This window comes from Dechloromonas agitata is5, from assembly GCF_000519045.1.
GTDB lineage: Bacteria > Pseudomonadota > Gammaproteobacteria > Burkholderiales > Rhodocyclaceae > Azonexus > Azonexus agitatus.
Map to the genome: position 1 here is coordinate 2896266 of NZ_KI912532.1, position 15604 is coordinate 2911869.

The 15604-nt window shown below is 64.1% G+C and carries 16 protein-coding genes and 1 tRNA gene; 10 read left to right on the forward strand and 7 right to left on the reverse strand.

Features of this window, described 5'->3' with window-relative positions; all coding sequences use genetic code 11:
- Window positions 1-630: 630 nt before the first annotated feature.
- The 4 genes from K420_RS0114205 to K420_RS0114225 all read right to left on the reverse strand — a co-directional run bounded on the left by K420_RS0114205 (window position 631) and on the right by K420_RS0114225 (window position 3283).
- The gene (locus tag K420_RS0114205) at window positions 631-870 is read right to left on the reverse strand and encodes a hypothetical protein (protein ID WP_027458653.1); all 240 of its coding nucleotides are present in this window, start codon (window positions 868-870) and stop codon (window positions 631-633) included.
- 304 nt (window positions 871-1174) lie between these two features.
- Complete coding sequence (gene trfA, locus K420_RS19105) at window positions 1175-2086, reverse strand: plasmid replication initiator TrfA (protein WP_198293857.1); 912 nt, start codon at window positions 2084-2086, stop codon at window positions 1175-1177.
- Window positions 2087-2514: 428 nt separating this feature from the next.
- On the reverse strand, window positions 2515-2859 hold the full coding sequence (locus tag K420_RS0114220; RefSeq protein ID WP_027458655.1) for a hypothetical protein: 345 nt from the start codon (window positions 2857-2859) through the stop codon (window positions 2515-2517).
- Between the two features lie 339 nt (window positions 2860-3198).
- Window positions 3199-3283 (reverse strand) — tRNA-Leu (locus tag K420_RS0114225).
- Window positions 3284-3322: 39 nt separating this feature from the next.
- On the opposite strand from K420_RS0114225, the gene hpnC reads away from it, so the two are divergent.
- The 6 genes from hpnC to K420_RS0114255 all read left to right on the forward strand — a co-directional run bounded on the left by hpnC (window position 3323) and on the right by K420_RS0114255 (window position 8816).
- Entirely contained in the window at window positions 3323-4132 is an 810-nt protein-coding gene (hpnC, locus tag K420_RS0114230; protein WP_027458656.1) for a squalene synthase HpnC, read from the forward strand.
- 4 nt (window positions 4133-4136) lie between these two features.
- Window positions 4137-4970: a presqualene diphosphate synthase HpnD gene (gene hpnD, locus K420_RS0114235; protein ID WP_027458657.1), complete on the forward strand. Its 834-nt coding sequence runs from the start codon at window positions 4137-4139 to the stop codon at window positions 4968-4970.
- A 4-nt stretch (window positions 4971-4974) separates the two neighbouring features.
- Window positions 4975-6219, forward strand: coding sequence for a hydroxysqualene dehydroxylase HpnE (hpnE, locus tag K420_RS19110; RefSeq protein WP_035854850.1), 1245 nt, complete (start codon window positions 4975-4977; stop codon window positions 6217-6219).
- Window positions 6220-6288: 69 nt separating this feature from the next.
- Window positions 6289-8034, forward strand: a complete 1746-nt coding sequence (acsA, locus tag K420_RS0114245) for an acetate--CoA ligase (RefSeq protein ID WP_027458658.1) — start codon at window positions 6289-6291, stop codon at window positions 8032-8034.
- On the forward strand, window positions 8031-8285 hold the full coding sequence (locus tag K420_RS0114250) for an acyl carrier protein (protein WP_027458659.1): 255 nt from the start codon (window positions 8031-8033) through the stop codon (window positions 8283-8285). The genes acsA and K420_RS0114250 overlap by 4 nt, the downstream gene beginning before the upstream one ends.
- Before the next feature lie 3 nt (window positions 8286-8288).
- A complete protein-coding gene (locus K420_RS0114255) occupies window positions 8289-8816 on the forward strand; it encodes a GNAT family N-acetyltransferase (protein WP_027458660.1) in 528 nt (175 codons plus the stop codon).
- 12 nt (window positions 8817-8828) lie between these two features.
- On the opposite strand, the gene K420_RS0114260 is transcribed toward K420_RS0114255, so the two are convergent.
- Window positions 8829-9383: a zinc/iron-chelating domain-containing protein gene (locus K420_RS0114260; RefSeq protein ID WP_027458661.1), complete on the reverse strand. Its 555-nt coding sequence runs from the start codon at window positions 9381-9383 to the stop codon at window positions 8829-8831.
- 141 nt (window positions 9384-9524) lie between these two features.
- A complete protein-coding gene (locus K420_RS0114265; RefSeq protein WP_027458662.1) occupies window positions 9525-10199 on the reverse strand; it encodes an ABC transporter ATP-binding protein in 675 nt (224 codons plus the stop codon).
- Between K420_RS0114265 and K420_RS0114270 the strand changes: the two genes are divergently transcribed.
- Both K420_RS0114270 and mnmH read left to right on the forward strand, forming a co-directional pair.
- A complete protein-coding gene (locus K420_RS0114270; protein WP_027458663.1) occupies window positions 10198-10803 on the forward strand; it encodes an arylesterase in 606 nt (201 codons plus the stop codon). The two genes, K420_RS0114265 and K420_RS0114270, sit on opposite strands and share 2 nt — an antisense overlap.
- A 4-nt stretch (window positions 10804-10807) precedes the next feature.
- Complete coding sequence (gene mnmH, locus K420_RS0114275) at window positions 10808-11869, forward strand: tRNA 2-selenouridine(34) synthase MnmH (protein ID WP_027458664.1); 1062 nt, start codon at window positions 10808-10810, stop codon at window positions 11867-11869.
- Here the strand turns inward: mnmH and K420_RS0114280 are convergent.
- Window positions 11842-12381, reverse strand: a complete 540-nt coding sequence (locus tag K420_RS0114280; protein ID WP_027458665.1) for a class I SAM-dependent methyltransferase — start codon at window positions 12379-12381, stop codon at window positions 11842-11844. The two genes, mnmH and K420_RS0114280, sit on opposite strands and share 28 nt — an antisense overlap.
- Here K420_RS0114280 and K420_RS0114285 point away from each other — a divergent pair.
- Entirely contained in the window at window positions 12380-12790 is a 411-nt protein-coding gene (locus K420_RS0114285) for an OsmC family protein (protein ID WP_027458666.1), read from the forward strand. The two genes, K420_RS0114280 and K420_RS0114285, sit on opposite strands and share 2 nt — an antisense overlap.
- Window positions 12791-12874: 84 nt before the next feature.
- Window positions 12875-15592: a bifunctional acetate--CoA ligase family protein/GNAT family N-acetyltransferase gene (locus tag K420_RS0114290; RefSeq protein WP_027458667.1), complete on the forward strand. Its 2718-nt coding sequence runs from the start codon at window positions 12875-12877 to the stop codon at window positions 15590-15592.
- Window positions 15593-15604 lie beyond the last annotated feature (12 nt).

Sequence of the window (15604 nt, forward strand, 5' to 3'; positions counted from 1 at the left end):
TATGTACGCAGCGCGAACGTGCCGCACTTGTTTTGCCGGGCCAGGCCACGGTTTTCCGGCCTTGGCTAGGAGGGTTGCCGCACTTGTGCGGCGCTTGGTGCAGCACGCAGTGCTGCACCTCAAAGCCTTGCGCAGCAAGGCGCTACCGCCCGCAGGGGGGCGGATGTGCAGCCCATAGGGCTGCGTGGTGTGTGACAGTACGGCCGCTTGCGGTCGGGCTGTTGTGCTTCTGCTTTGGGGGACTGGGGGCATGCCCCCAGGTTGGCGGGAGCTTGCATAGGCCAACTGCTTTCAGCCTATCAGTTGTCGACCAGCGGAAGATGACTGACAGGCTGGTGCTTGACGAAGATCAGCCAGCGGCTGACCAGAGGAAGGCACGGGGTTCCATGATCATCAGATCATGGGCCAGCGCTTGCGCTGGCATCTGGCCCCGCGCGCTCCAGCCCGAATGTTTGCCCGCCATCTAGCAGGCAAAGCCGAAGGCCAAGCCCGGCCCCTCGGGGCCGGGCGCAGCACAGGGTGGCGGCGCAGCGCGTGGGAGAGGCTCTGAGACTTATCCACGGTTAGGGCTTGCCGGCGGGCTCCTTATCGAGCAAGCCACGCCCTAGCGGTGGGTAAGTCGAGCTCTGGCTATCGGATGTTGACGTTCATTGCCCTGTCCAAATCGTCAATAAGGGCAGGAAGATCCGCCCGCAGGATTTTCTCAACCCTTGCAAGTTCATCATGAATCTGGGCAGTGATCGAGAAAACAGGATCGTCCAGGTGCGTCTGGAATGGTTTCACCATCCCATGAGCCGTTCTAGTCTGGCTAGCCACCGCCAGCCAGCAATCATTGATGGACTTCCTGAGGTTCTGGATTTCAGTTTTCATAGCTACTCCTAAAAACTGCCACGTGGCAGTTTTTACAGGATCCCACAAGAAACTTGGATTTCTAGAGGGCAAATTGAGAGCCGGATTAATAAAGATTAATAAAGATTAGCGAAACCCAACGAATCGCTAAAACCATTGGTAGAGCGAGGTTTCAGCCTGTTCAACCTGTGGATATTGCACCCGCTAGAACGGTATGGCGCACCCGCTAGAACGGTATGGCGCACCCGCTAGAACGGTATGGCGCACCCGCTAGAACGGTATGGCGCACCCGCTAGAACGGTATGGCGCACCCGTTGGAACGGTATCAGCCGCGTGGCTTCTGGGGATTGCTGGCCTTCTTGGCCAAGTGCCGCAGCTGCGCTCCCTTGGCCTGCTTCTCGACGTGCACGAGGTCTCCGCGAATCTCGTAGCGGAAGTCCTCGCCGTTGGCCGCGCTGGCCTCGGCCACGGCATCCAGCGCATCGCCCAGCGTCTGCCGGTACCGGCGCAGCTCCGACTCGCTCCCGCACAGCCGCAGCAGCGTCCCCACCTTCATCGGGAAGGGCTTTGCGTGGCTGGAGTAGAACCCGTGCAGCCACTGGGCCAGCGGCTTACCGGCCAGCGCGCGGCGCACGGCCCATTCCACCTGCGTGAATTGGTCGGCAGCGAAAAGCGGGCGCAGCTTCGCGTCCAGCTCGATGACCCATTCCTGGGTGTCCTCGTCCTTGGACGCGAAGCGAATCAGGCCGCCGATGTAGGTGTAGCGGCCCTGCTTGACCGTCAAGGCATTGGCTACAAGCCGCTCGATGCGGACGTGCAGCGTCGCCCGGTTTTTGCCGGTATCGGTCTTGCCCATGAGCTTCAGCAGGGCGTAGGAAGTGACGCGGCACTGACTGCCCAGCTCCTGAAGCCGCACGGCGTGCAGCACGCTCTCCCACACATCGAGGTCGCCTTGGTCGAGGCGCTCGCCCTTGTAGCGTATCGTCACGCCATCGACGGCGGCGAGATCCTCGCCGTCGACGTACCGCCGCCGCCCCTTGGCGATCGCGCCGAACAGGGCCGACCGCAAAAAACCGTTGGGGACCCCTCTTTTTTTGTCCGCCCAAGGTGACAAAGGTTTCGAAAGGGCAACTTCTTCATTTTCATTTGCAGGCGCCCGAGCAAACCCTTGATAACGTTGTCGATAGGGCGCCTCCTGGCGCATCTGCTCCACTTGGTGAATGGCATGGAAGGTCATGATCCCTCCCCATCCATGAACATGAACAGGTCGCCCTGCCCCGCCCCAGCGGCGTCGCGCTGCCGTTTGAGGCGCTTCTGCGCTGACCTAAGGCCCAAGCCCAGATCAGCAGCCACGCCGGCAGCGACATGCCCACGGCGTGGTTTAGGCCTAGGCATCTCTTCAGTTGGCACAAAATTTTCGTCGTCGCCCGCCCGCCTGGCGTTGACGTGAAGGTCGGTTGAAACCCACCCACAGGGTAGGCGCCGCAGGCCCAACGAGGCGGGCACCGCGTGGGCTGGCTCTGCCCCCTCAAGCCAGGCCGCTGCTATTTCCTGGCGGATGTCGTCTAGGGTCAGGCCGGAAGCCTGTGCAAGGGCCCTGGCCAAGGGTGAATATTGGCTGAGGACTGGCTGGCAGTCGGCCGGATACCTGTTTTTTGCCATGCCTTAACCCTCCAGCCCCGCCTTCAGGCGGCGCAGCTGGGGCACGGAGAGGCCGCGCGAGCGAGCCTCTGCTACTTCTTCCTTCCTGGGCTTCCCCCGCCGACCAACAGCAGGCGGCGCCACGGAAACAGGGGCAGTGACAGCTTTTACACCGTAGACATAGGCGTAGAGGTCGTCGATCTTGACGACCACATTGTTCCTACTGCGTTTGGTCACCGGGAGCGGAAAAACCCCGCGGTGGCGTTGGTTGCAGGCGGTCTGATAGTTGATACCCGCCAGCCGGCATGCGTCCTGGAGGCGCACTTCAAAGCGGCTGCCGGCAAGGGCAAAAAATTCCGGGAGAGTCATTTTGGGTCCTTTTGAGGAACCCGCTTGTCATTGGCCCAAGTACAATGCCAACAACATGGAGGTGGCTGGGCGCCCCTCCTTTGCCGCGCGGCGCGCAGGAAACAAAGTCCCAACCGTCGCGGCCCGACCTGATGGCCGGAGAAACTACTTTAAACGGCTGGCTTTGGCTGACGCCCGGTGATACCAGCTACCGTGAAGTACAATATACCCCTCTTGCTCTACTGCCGCAAGGGGTTAGACCGAAAACGTTGGGAAGATTTGGGAAGATTTCCCCAAAAAATTCGGTTTGCTCGCGGTAGTCAGAAGTACCCGAAAGTAATCTAACTACTTGATTTTATATGGTGCCCAGGAAGGGACTCGAACCCCCACGTATTTCTACGCCAGAACCTAAATCTGGTGCGTCTACCAATTTCGCCACCTGGGCGAGCGGGGCGCATTCTAGCACCGACTGAAGTCATCGCCCATGCCTGTCGATCATTACGAAAATTTCCCGGTCGCCTCCTGGCTGGTTCCTGCCCGGCTCCGCCGGCCGATCGAGGTGGTCTACCACTTCGCCCGCAGCGCCGACGATATCGCCGACGAGGGGGATGCGACGCCGGCACAACGCCTGGCCGCCCTCGCCGCCTACCAGGCTGAACTCGACCGCATCGCACGAGGCGAGACACCGCAAACGGCGCTTTTCGCCAGCCTGGCCGAGGTGATCGCTGCCCACGCCCTGCCCATCCCGTTATTCCGCGACCTGCTCGACGCCTTCGCGCAGGACGTGGTGAAGACGCGTTACGCCGACTACCCGGAACTGCTCGACTATTGCCGGCGCTCGGCCAATCCGGTCGGGCGGCTGGTGCTGCATCTGTTCGGGCGGACCAGCGACGAGCAACTGATGCAATCCGACTGTATCTGCACCGCCCTGCAGTTGATCAATTTCTGGCAGGACGTGGCCATCGACTGGCAGAAGGACCGTGTCTATATCCCGCAAACCGATTTCCCGCATTTCCGGGTCAGCGAGGCCGACATCGCTGCCAACCGCTGGTCGGCCAACTGGGCAGCCCTGATGGATTTCGAGATCGACCGGGCGATGGCGCTGATGAAGCGCGGTGCGCCGCTCGTCCATGCCTTGCCCGGCCGCATGGGCTGGGAAATTCGCCTGACCGTGCAGGGCGGTCTACGCATTCTGGAGCGCATTCGCCAGGTGCGGGGCGATGTTTTCCACCGCCGGCCCAAGCTCGGCCCCTGGGACTGGCTGGTTCTCGGCGGGCGATCCCTTAGAATGTAGCCCCATGACTCCCGACCAGTACTGCCAGGAGAAGTGCGCCGCCAGCGGCTCCTCCTTCTATTACAGCTTCCTGTTCCTGCCGGCCGAGCGCCGGCGGGCGATCATGGCCCTTTACGCCTTCTGCCGCGAAGTGGATGACGTTGTGGACGAATGCAACGATCTTTCGGTCGCCTCGACCAAGCTGGCCTGGTGGCGCCAGGAGGTGGAGCGGGTCGCCGAGGGCAAGCCGCAACATCCGGTCGGCCAGGCCTTGAAGCAGGTCGCTCCCGGTATCAACCTGCCCAAGGAGCAGTTGCTGGAAATCATCGACGGCATGGAAATGGATCTCCAGCAGGCGCGCTATCTTGATTTCAAAGGCCTGTCGCTCTACTGCTACCGCGTGGCCAGCGTCGTCGGCCTGCTCGCCGCCGAGATCTTTGGCTACCGGGACCGCCAGACGCAGAAATATGCGCACGACCTGGGCATGGCTTTCCAGCTTACCAACATCATCCGCGACATCGGCGAGGATGCCCGGCGCGGCCGCATCTATATTCCGATGGACGAACTGAAGCAGTTCAATGTGCCGGCCGCCGACATCCTGAATGGCAAGTATTCCGACAACTTCACCGCCCTGATGCAGTTCCAGTACGAGCGGGCCGAGCGTTACTACGAACAGGCCCTCGCCCAGTTGCCAGCGGTGGATCGCAAGAGTCAGCGCCCGGGACTGATCATGGCGGCGATCTATCGGACCCTGCTGGCCGAGATCAAGGACGAGAATTTCCAGGTGCTGCACCAGCGCATTTCGCTGCCGCCCGGCCGCAAGCTCTGGCTGGCGGCCAAGACCTGGATCAAGGGCTGACCCGATGCGGGTCGCCGTCATCGGTGGCGGCTGGGCCGGCATTGCCGCTGCGGTCGACCTGACCGAGGCCGGCCGCGCCGTGACGCTGTTCGAAGCTGGACGCGTGCTCGGCGGCCGGGCCCGGAGCGTCAGCCTCGATGGCCGCACCGTCGATAACGGCCAGCACATTTTGCTTGGCGCCTATCGCGACACGCTGGACCTGATGCGCCGGGTCGGCGCCGATCCCGAGCGCCTGTTCGACCGCCGCCCGCTGCAGGTCGTCGATCGTACCGGCTTTCGCCTCCGACTTCCCCTGCTACCGGCACCGCTGCATGTCGCCTGGGGCCTGCTGAGCAGCCCGACCGTCGGCTGGCGGGAAAAACTGCGCACGGCCTGGTGGATGGAAGGCATCAAGCGCCGCGGCTTCCGTCTGGCCGAAGATACGAGCGTCGCCGACTGGCTGGATGCAGCCGGCCAGACCGGCGTGCTGCGCCGCCATTTGTGGGAACCGCTTTGTCTCGCCGCCCTGAACACTCCCGCCGCACACGCCTCAGCCCAACTGTTCGCCAACGTGCTGCGCGACAGCCTGGGCAGCCGCTGCCGGGCAGACACCGACCTGTTGCTGCCGCGTGTCGATTTCGGCCAACTGCTCCCTGAACCGGCTGACTGCTCGCTGCGAGCCCAGGGAGCCGATGTGCGGCTGGGTTGCCGGGTGGGAGAAATCGTCGCCAGCGCCGACGGCGTGCGCATCGGCGATGAATCCTTCGCAGCCGTCGTGATTGCCACCGCCCCCCAGCATGTCGCCAGCCTGTGGCCGGCCGCCCGCACCAACTACGCCTTCGAGCCGATTGCGACGATCTACCTGCAATTCCCCACGGGCACCACCCTGCCCTTCCCGCTCTTCCACCTGTTGGGCCAGCATGGGCAGTGGGTGGTCGACCGCGGCAATGGCCTGCTTGCCTGCGTGCTGAGCGGTCATGGTGCGTGGGAGGCACTGTCCGACGAGGCGCTGGCCGCCGCCCTGCACGGCGAACTGGGCTTGGCCGAACCGTTCCTCTGGCACAAGGTGATTCGCGAAAAGCGCGCCACTTTTTCCGCCCACCCCGGCCTGCATCGTCCCGACAGCCAGACGACACATCCCCGCGTGTTTCTGGCTGGTGACTACACCTGGGCCGACTACCCGGCAACACTCGAAGGCGCCGTGCGCAGCGGGCGGCGCGCTGCGCGGAACGCGATCGCTGTCTCTCAGCCGATTTCACAGCCGGCTTGAGGCGCATAACCCGGTACGCCGGGCCTCAATTCGGCTTACGATGGCAGGGTTTCCGTCAGGAATGCGCCGATGAGACCTCCGCTGATTCGCCAACCGCCCACCACCTCGCCCTCGGCAGCCGATGACACCGCATTTTCCTGGGCGCGGGTCGCCGAGGAACTCGGTATGACGCCGGATGGCCCGGTCAATATCGCCGAACTGGCGGTCGACCGCCACGCCCGCTCGGCGCACGCTGGGCGAACCGCCTTCCGCTTCCTGAACGCCGATGGCAGTCGCCGGGATCTCAGTTACCGCGAACTCGCCGGGCTGACTGATCGCTTCGGCAATGCCCTGGCGACGCTTGGTGTGCGCAAGGGCGACCGCGTCTTCGTGCTGTGCGGCCGCATCTGCGAGTTGTACGTCGCCGTGCTCGGCGCGCTGAAGATCGGGGCCGTCGTTTCGCCGCTCTTCCCGTCTTTCGGCCCCGAGCCGATTCGCAGCCGCATCGCCCAGGCAGGCGGCACGGTGCTGGTCACCACGACCAGCCTCTATCAGCGCAAGGTGGTTGCACTCCGCCCCATGCTCCCCTCGCTCCGGCATGTCCTGCTGGTCGACGACCTGGGCGTCGGTCCACTGCCCGACACCTTCGATCTACCTACCCTGCTGCAGGCGGCAGCGGATACCCCGGCCCAGGTTCCCACCGGCCCTGAAGACCCCGCCCTGCTGCATTTCACCAGCGGCACGACCGGCCAGCCGAAGGGGGCGCTCCATGTCCATGCTGCGGTCCTCACGCACTACGCCACGGCGCGAACTGCCCTCGATCTGCGGCCGGGCGATACCTTCTGGTGCACCGCCGACCCCGGCTGGGTAACCGGCACCTCCTACGGCATCGTTGCACCGCTGGTCCTCGGCGTGACCAGCGTCGTCGACCAGGCCGAATTCGACCCGACACGCTGGATTGCCATCCTCGAAGGCGAGCGGGTCAATGTCTGGTACACCGCACCGACGGCCATCCGGCTGCTGATGAAGGCCGGGCCGATGTTGTTTGCCGGCCACCGTTTCCCCGACCTGCGCTTTGTCGCCAGCGTTGGCGAAGCGCTCAACCCGGAGGCGGTATGGTGGGGGCAGGACATGCTCGGCCGGCCGATCCACGACAACTGGTGGCAGAGCGAAACCGGCGGCATCATGCTGGCCAACACCGCTACCCGCGACATCAAGCCCGGTTCGATGGGCCGCCCCTTGCCGGGTATTGCCGCCCATGTCGTGCGCCATGTCGAGGGAGAACCGGTATCGCTGATCGAAACACCGGACACGGTCGGCGAACTGGCGCTGGAAACCGGCTGGCCCTCGATGTTTCGCGCCTATCTCGGCCAGCCCGAACGCTACCGCGCCTGCTTTGCCGGCAAGCTCTACCTGACCGGCGACCTGGTGCGGCGCGATGCCGATGGCTACTACTGGTTTGTCGGCCGTAGCGACGAGGTGATCAAGTCGTCCGGCCACCTGATCGGTGCCTTCGAGGTGGAAAGCGTGCTGATGGAGCACCCGGCCGTCGCCGAAGCAGGCGTCATCGGCAAGCCGGACGCCCTGGCCGGCGAGGTGGTCCAGGCCTTCGTCGTGCTCAGGCACGGCAACGCGCCGGACGATGCGCTGAACCTAGCCTTGCTGGCCCATGCCCGGCAGCGTCTCGGTGCAGCGGTGGCGCCCAAGGAAATTGCATTCGTATCAGCGCTGCCACATACTCGAAGCGGAAAAATCATGCGCCGGCTGCTCAAGGCCAGGGAACTCGGCCTGCCCGAGGGCGATACCTCGACGCTGGCGCAGGGGGAAGAAAAATGAGTCAACAGCAAGAACGAATCCGCACGGAGGTGCTGGCCATCGTCAAACGGCTGGCGCCGGAAGTCGATCCGGCGCGGATCATTCCCGACAAGCCGTTGCGCACCCAGATCGACCTTGATTCGATGGACTGGCTCAACGTGCTGGCCAGCATCCACGAGAAGCTGGGTGTGAATATCCCGGAAACCGACTACGGCAAGGTCGTCACGCTCGACGGCATCGTCGCCTACCTGGTCGAACGTCTGCCGGAGTAAGCCATGGCCGACTACCCTGTCGAACTTGTCCGCCAACGTTACCTGTTCGACGGCAACCCGGTCACCATCCGACCGATCCGTGCCGAAGACGCCGCCATGGAACAGGATTTCGTCCAGCACCTTTCCGCCGATTCGCGGTACAAGCGCTTCATGTCGACGCTGAAGGAACTGCCGCCCGGCAAGCTGAAATACCTGACCGAGATCGACTACATTCGCCACTTGGCGCTGGTGGCGGTCATCGAGCAGGACGGGCGGCCGGTGGAAATCGGCGTGGCACGCTATGTTGCCGGGCCGTCCGGCGACGATTGCGAATTCGCCATCGCCATCGACGATACGTGGCAAGGCAGCGGCGTCGCCGGCATCCTGATGCTGTCGCTGATCGACGCGGCCAGGGCGCGCGGCATGCGAAAGATGGAGGCTTTCATCCTCGCTTCCAACGACAAGATGATCAAGTTTGCCCGCCAGCTGGGCTTCGAGGTGCGTCGCGATGCCGACGACCCCGGCATGATGCACGCCGTGCGGTCGCTCTAGCGGGTACCCAGCCTAGCGGCGCCCAGCCCTCGACTTTGGATCGCCGCCCCGCCGTTTGACCGTCAGGGTGACCAAAAAGGGGAAATCGCGATCGGCCGACTGGGTGACATGAAACGCCGGCCCCAGTGCACGCGCAACCCAGGCGGCCAGTTCATCGATATCCACCGCTTCGCAGCGCAGATCGGCAATCAGGGCATTCCCATCGCCATACACCGGGTAATCGGAGCACCCGGTCGGCTTGATGGCCTGGTCATAGACCCGGCAACAATGCTGCGCCTCGTCGTAGGCCGGGCAGACTTTGCGGTGGGCGAAATAAAGCCCGTCACCCGCCCGAATCTCCTCGGGCCCCTTGCCCGACGCCAGCCGTCGGTCAAAGGCGGCACGCGACTCGTCGAGTTGCCAGAAAACCTTCACCTGCTTCCAGTTCAGTTCGAGGACATGGGTATCTAGACGGCAACACGGCTTGGCACACACCGCGCAATGCTCGATAACATGCGCCCGCTGATAGGAATCGGCCGCAGCCTGCAGGTTTGTCGCCAGGCCCTGGCGGGAAGTCGGCGGACTCACGCCCTGCCCGGCGAAAGTAAGACAGCGGGTTGCGTAAACAGAGACATGGGCGATGATTTCACAAGGAAAAGGGGAAAGCGTCAGCCAGTATATCGAGCTTTGCCACGTGCCGAATGATGACTACCCGACAACCCTGCTCGGCTAGCCGGCCAGTCGTCCGGACTGGATACGGAGCATCCGCCCGCAGCGGGCGGCGATGGCTTCGTCGTGGGTGACCAGCAGCAGGGTCGTTCCCTGTTTCGCATTGAGCTCGAACATCAGTTCGATGATTTGCTGGCCGGTCGCCGCGTCGAGATTGCCGGTCGGTTCGTCGGCGAGGACCAGGCGGGGACTCGGAGCGAAGGCACGGGCCAGCGCGACGCGCTGCTGTTCGCCGCCGGACAGGTGCTTCGGATAATGCTTCAGGCGATGCCCAAGGCCGACACGGGCCAGCCATTCGCCGGCCAGACCGCGGGCATTGCCCGTACCGGCCAGTTCGAGCGGCAGCATGACGTTCTCGACCGCCGTCAGCGACGGCAACAACTGGAAGGACTGGAAGACGAAACCGAGCAGCCGGCCGCGCAAAATGGCCCGCTGGTCTTCGTCCAGTTCGCCAAGCGACTGGCCGTCGAGACGCACCGCACCGCTGCTTGGTTCATCCAGCCCGGCCAGCAGGCCGAGCAGGGTCGACTTGCCGGAGCCGGAAGCGCCGACGATGGCGACCGTTTCGCCCGGCATGACCGCGAAGGAAATATCCTGCAGAATCGTCAGCGGCTCGCCGCCGTTATCGACGGTCTTGCCCAAACCTGAAACTTCGATCACCGGATTGTCTGCCATGCGGCTCGCCTTCTTCCTGTTCTGCCTGCTCTGTTCAACCATCTTGCCGGCCCATGCCGCAAAGACCGTCCTCGTCATGGGCGACTCGCTTTCCGCCGGCTATGGCATCCGGCCGGAACAGGCCTGGCCCGCCCTGCTCGGCGCCCGCGTCGCCGAAAAGCGCCTCGATTATAGCGTCGCCAACCTGTCGATTTCCGGCGAAACCACGGCTGGCGGGCGTTCCCGCCTCGAGGCCGCGCTCAAGGCGCAACGGCCGGCCGTCGTCGTCATTGCGCTCGGTGCGAACGACGGCCTGCGTGGCCTGCCACTTGGCCAGATGCGTGACAATCTCGCCGCCATGATCGATGCCGCCCGCGCCAGCGGTGCCCGGGTGGCCCTGGCCGGCATGCGCCTACCGCCGAATTACGGCCCTTATGCCGAGGATTTCCGGCGCAGTTTCGTGGACATCGCCCAAGCTAAGAAAGTGCCGCTGGTCGAATTCCTGCTTGAACCGGTGGCCGCCCACCAACGCTACTTCCAGGCCGACAACCTGCATCCGGTGGCCGATGCCCAACCGCTGATCCTCGACCACGTCTGGCCCACCCTGGCCCCCCTGCTAAAATAGGCGGATGAAGCGCTCCCACCCCACCGTCGCCGACATCGCTGCCTACGACACGATCATCGATGTCCGATCCCCCGCCGAATTTGCCGAAGACCACATCCCCGGCGCCATCAACTGCCCGGTGCTGGATGACGAGGAACGCATCCGCGTCGGCACGATGTACAAGCAGGTGTCGCCCTTCGAGGCCAAGAAGGTCGGCGCGGCGCTGGTGTCGCGCAATATCGCCTGCCATCTGGAAGCGCAATTCCTCGACCGGCCGCGCCATTGGAAGCCACTGATCTACTGCTGGCGTGGCGGCGACCGCAGCGGCTCGATGACTACCATCTTCCGCGCCATCGGCTGGCAGGCCGGGCAACTGGAAGGCGGCTACAAGGCCTGGCGCCGGCACGTCATCGAGCAACTGGAAGTCCTTCCCGGCCGCTTCCGCTTTCATGTCGTGTGCGGCGCGACGGGTAGCGCCAAGACGGCCATCCTGCAGGCTATCGGCCGGCTCGGCGAGCAAGTGCTCGACCTGGAAGGCCTGGCCAGCCACAAGGGCTCCGTGCTCGGCGTCCTGCCCGGGCAACCGCAACCGACGCAGAAATGGTTCGAAACCAGCTTGCTCCAGGCACTGAGCGCCCTGGATCCCGGGCGCCCGGTCTATGTCGAGGCAGAAAGCCGGAAGATCGGCAACCTGCACGTACCGGAAGCGCTGATACGCCAGGTTCGCGCCGGCGACTGCCTGAATGTCGAGGCGACACTGGCCGCCCGCGTCGATTTCCTGCTGCGCGACTACGCCTACTTTTTCGACCTGCCGGATCTCCTCAACCGCCGTCTGGATGCCCTGCGCACGCTGATTGCCGGGGAGACCCTGCAGCGCTGGCAGGATTACGTCAGCACGGCCGACTGGCCCGTCCTGGTGCGCGAACTGCTGGAACTGCATTACGACCCGCTCTACCGCCGCTCGCAGGACCACAATTTCACCGGCCTGCAGCACCCGGAAACCTTTGCCACCGACGACCTGTCGCCGGACGGCATCGACCGGCTGGCTGCCGCCATCGTTCAGGCCCGCACGGCACAAATGGCCTGACGCATGGCCGGCTTGGGCGTTTCAACGTAGCCCTCGACGAATTCGATTTCCACCAACCCGGCGGCGGCGGCAACCCGCCGCAACTCGCCCGGTTCGAGCAGGAAGGCGGGGCTGGACGGCTTGCCATAGGCTTCGTTGCCGCGCATGAAGGTTTCGTAGATCAACACTCCGCCAGGCGCCAGCAAGGCCATGACTTGAGGCAGGCGGGGCCGCCACAGGTAGTTGGTGACGACGACGCCGGCGAAGGAATGGTCGGCCAGTGGCCAGCCTCCCGCTTCCAGATCGTGCCGCTCGGCCACGATGCCGGGCAAACCCTGCAAGCCGGCGATAGCCGCGGCATCGCGGTCGACAGCGGCGACGGGATGGCCCAGGCTGGCCATGTAACGGGCATGCCGGCCGCTGCCGCAGGCCAGGTCGAGCACCCTGCCGCCCGGCACGATGTGTCCACAGTGGCGCACCACCCACGGGGAAGGCGGTATGATCGAAGGCAATTCACACACGGAGGCAGTCATGTCGGGCATCGTCGTCGTTGCAGAAAATGGGAAGGGAAGATACCAGCAGGCCATCACCGCCGGCCAGCATCAACTGATCGCCGACGAACCGGCGAGCATGGGCGGGGCGGATGCGGGACCGGCGCCCTTCGATTTCATCATGAGCGGCCTCGGTGCCTGCACCTCGATGACCCTGCGCATGTACGCCGAACGCAAGGGCCTCGCGCTGACCAGGGTCAGCGTTGCGCTCAGCCACGAAAAGGTGGAAATCGGCGGCGTGACGCGCGACCGCATCAACCGGAGCATCACGCTGGAAGGCGAACTGAGCGACGATCAGCGCCAGCGCCTGCTGGAAATCGCCAATAAATGCCCGGTGCACCGGGCCCTGTCGCAATCGATGGTGCTCGCCTGCGAACTGACGACACGCTGAATAACCCTATTCGACCCATGACATTACAGGGTCCTTATGCCAAAATTCCGCACTGCACAATAACAGCCTGACAAGGGGCTCGCCATGCTTGAACAGCACTATCTTACGGGGCTTTTCGAACCGAAATCCGTCGCCGTGATCGGCGCTTCGGACCGTGAAAATTCGGTCGGCAACATCATTTTCAAGAACATCCTCGGCTCGGGCTACAAAGGCCGCCTGTACGCCATCAACCCCAAGCACGAGAAGATCCAGGGCCAACCGGCCTACAAGTCGATCGAGGAAATCGGCGCCCGGGTCGAAATGGCGGTCATCGCCACCCGGCCGCAGACCGTGCCGCAACTGATCGAGCAGTGCGGCCGCAGCGGCGTGCGCAACGTGATCATCATCGCCGCAGGCTTCTCTGAAGCCGGCCACGTCGGTGCCGCGCTGGAGCGCAAGGTGCTGGAGATCGCCCGTTCCTACAACGTGCGCATCCTCGGCCCGAACTGCCTGGGCATCATCCGCCCCGACCTCGGCCTGAATGCCACCTTCACCAAGATTTCCGCCAAGGCTGGCAACCTCGCCCTCGTTTCGCAATCCGGCGCCATGTGCTCTGCCGTGCTGGACTGGGCCAAGGCCAACGACGTCGGCTTCTCGTCGGTCATTTCCATCGGCATGACTGCCGACGTGGATTTCGGCGAAATCCTCGACTACCTGATCTACGACAGCCGGACGCACTACATCCTGATGTACGTCGAAGGCATCCGTAACGCCCGCCGCTTCATGAGCGCCATGCGTTCGGCGGCCCGCATCAAGCCGATCATCCTGCTCAAGGCCGGTCGCCACGAAGCGGGCGCCATGGCCACTGCCACCCATTCCGGCATGGCTGCTGTGTCCGACACCGTGTTCGACGCCGCCGTGCGCCGGGCCGGTGTGGTTCGCGTACAGAACGTCGGCCAGTTGTTCTACGCCGCCAAGGCGCTGGCTTCCAAATTCCGGCCGCTCGGCAACCGCCTGGCCATCATTACCAACGGCGGCGGTCCGGGCGCCATGGCAGCCGACCGCGCCGGCGACCTCGGCATTCCGCTGGCCGAACTGGCCAATGACACGATGGCCGTGCTGAACAAGGCGCTGCCGGCCAACTGGTCGCACAGCAACCCGATCGACATCGGCGGCGACGCGACCCCGGAACGCTATCGCGAAGCCATCCTGGCCGTCACCCAGGATCCCCATGTCGACAGCACGCTGGTCATGCTGTCGCCGCAGGCGATGACCGACCCGCTGGCCGTCGCCAAGGCGATCATCGAGGTGGCCGACAAGCTGAACCGCTCGCTGATCTGCTGCTGGATGGGCGAAGACCAGGTTCGCGAGGCCCGCCAACTGCTCGAGGATGCCGGCATCCCGGCCTTCCGCATGCCGGAGACGGCGATCGAGTTGTTCCATCATATTTCCAAGTATTACCGCAACCAGAAGCTGCTGCTCCAGACGCCGGAACCAACCCGCCAGTTCGGCCGCCCCGAGGCGGAAGGCGCCAAGATGCTGATCGAGGCCCTGCTCGCCGAGCGTCGCAAGGTGCTGTCGGAAATGGAATCGAAGGCCATCCTGCGCGCCTTCAAGGTGCCGGTGGCGCAGACCATGGTTGCCCGCACCGCCACCGAAGCGCTGCTGCTGGCCGAGCAGATCGGATTCCCGGTGGCGATGAAGGTCGACTCTCCGGATCTGCCGCACAAGTCCGACGCGGGTGGCGTGCGACTGAACATCCAGAACGCCCCGGCTGTTCGCAACGCCTATCACGACATCATCGACACGGTGCAGAAGCGCCGGCCGGATGCCAAGATCAATGGCGTCTCGATCGAGCCCTTCCTGTCCCGCCCTAACGGCCGTGAGCTGATGATCGGCGTTTTCCGCGACCCGATCTTCGGGCCGGTGATCACCTTCGGCGCCGGCGGTTTCGACGTCGAGATCTTCTCCGACCGCTCGGTCGCCCTGCCGCCTCTGAACCGTTTCCTGGCCAAGGACTTGATCGAATCGACGCGTGCCTCGAAGATTCTTGGCCAGTTCCACAACATGCCGCCGGCCGACCGCGAAGCGATCAAGGAAGTCCTGCTCTGCATTTCGGAAATGGTCTGCGAACTGCCGTGGATCCAGGAACTGGATCTCAATCCGCTGATCGTCGATGAAAACGGCGCCATCGCTGCCGATGCCCGCATCGTGATCGACCACGCCACCAGTTCGAACGGCGACCGCTACGCCCACATGTCGATCTACCCCTACCCGGTGCATTTGATCCAGGAATGGCAGATGAACGATGGCCAGGTCGTCACGATCCGACCGATCCGCCCGGAAGATGCCGACATGGAGCAGGAATTCGTCAAGAACATGTCGGACGAATCACGCTACTACCGCTTCATGGATACCCTGCGCGAACTGACCCAGACCATGCTGGTTCGCTTCACGCAGATCGACTACGACCGCGAAATGGCGCTGGTCGCCACGATCACCAAGGAGGTCGAGGACAACGTCGATGGCGTGCCGCCAATGGAGAAACAGATCGGCGTCGCCCGCTACGTGGTCAACCCGGATGGCGAATCGGTCGAGTTCGCCCTGGCTGTCGGCGACGACTGGCAGAAATGCGGCGTCGGCCGCAAGCTGATGACGGCACTGATCGAGTGTGCCCGCATGAAGGGCTACCGGGCCGTGGTCGGCGACGTGCTGTCGACCAACGCCAAGATGTTCCGCCTGATGACCAGCCTGGGCTTCACCATCCATCCGCATCCTGACGACACCGCCGTCAAGCGCGTGGTCAAGCCGCTGACGGGCTGATCCGCCATTGGC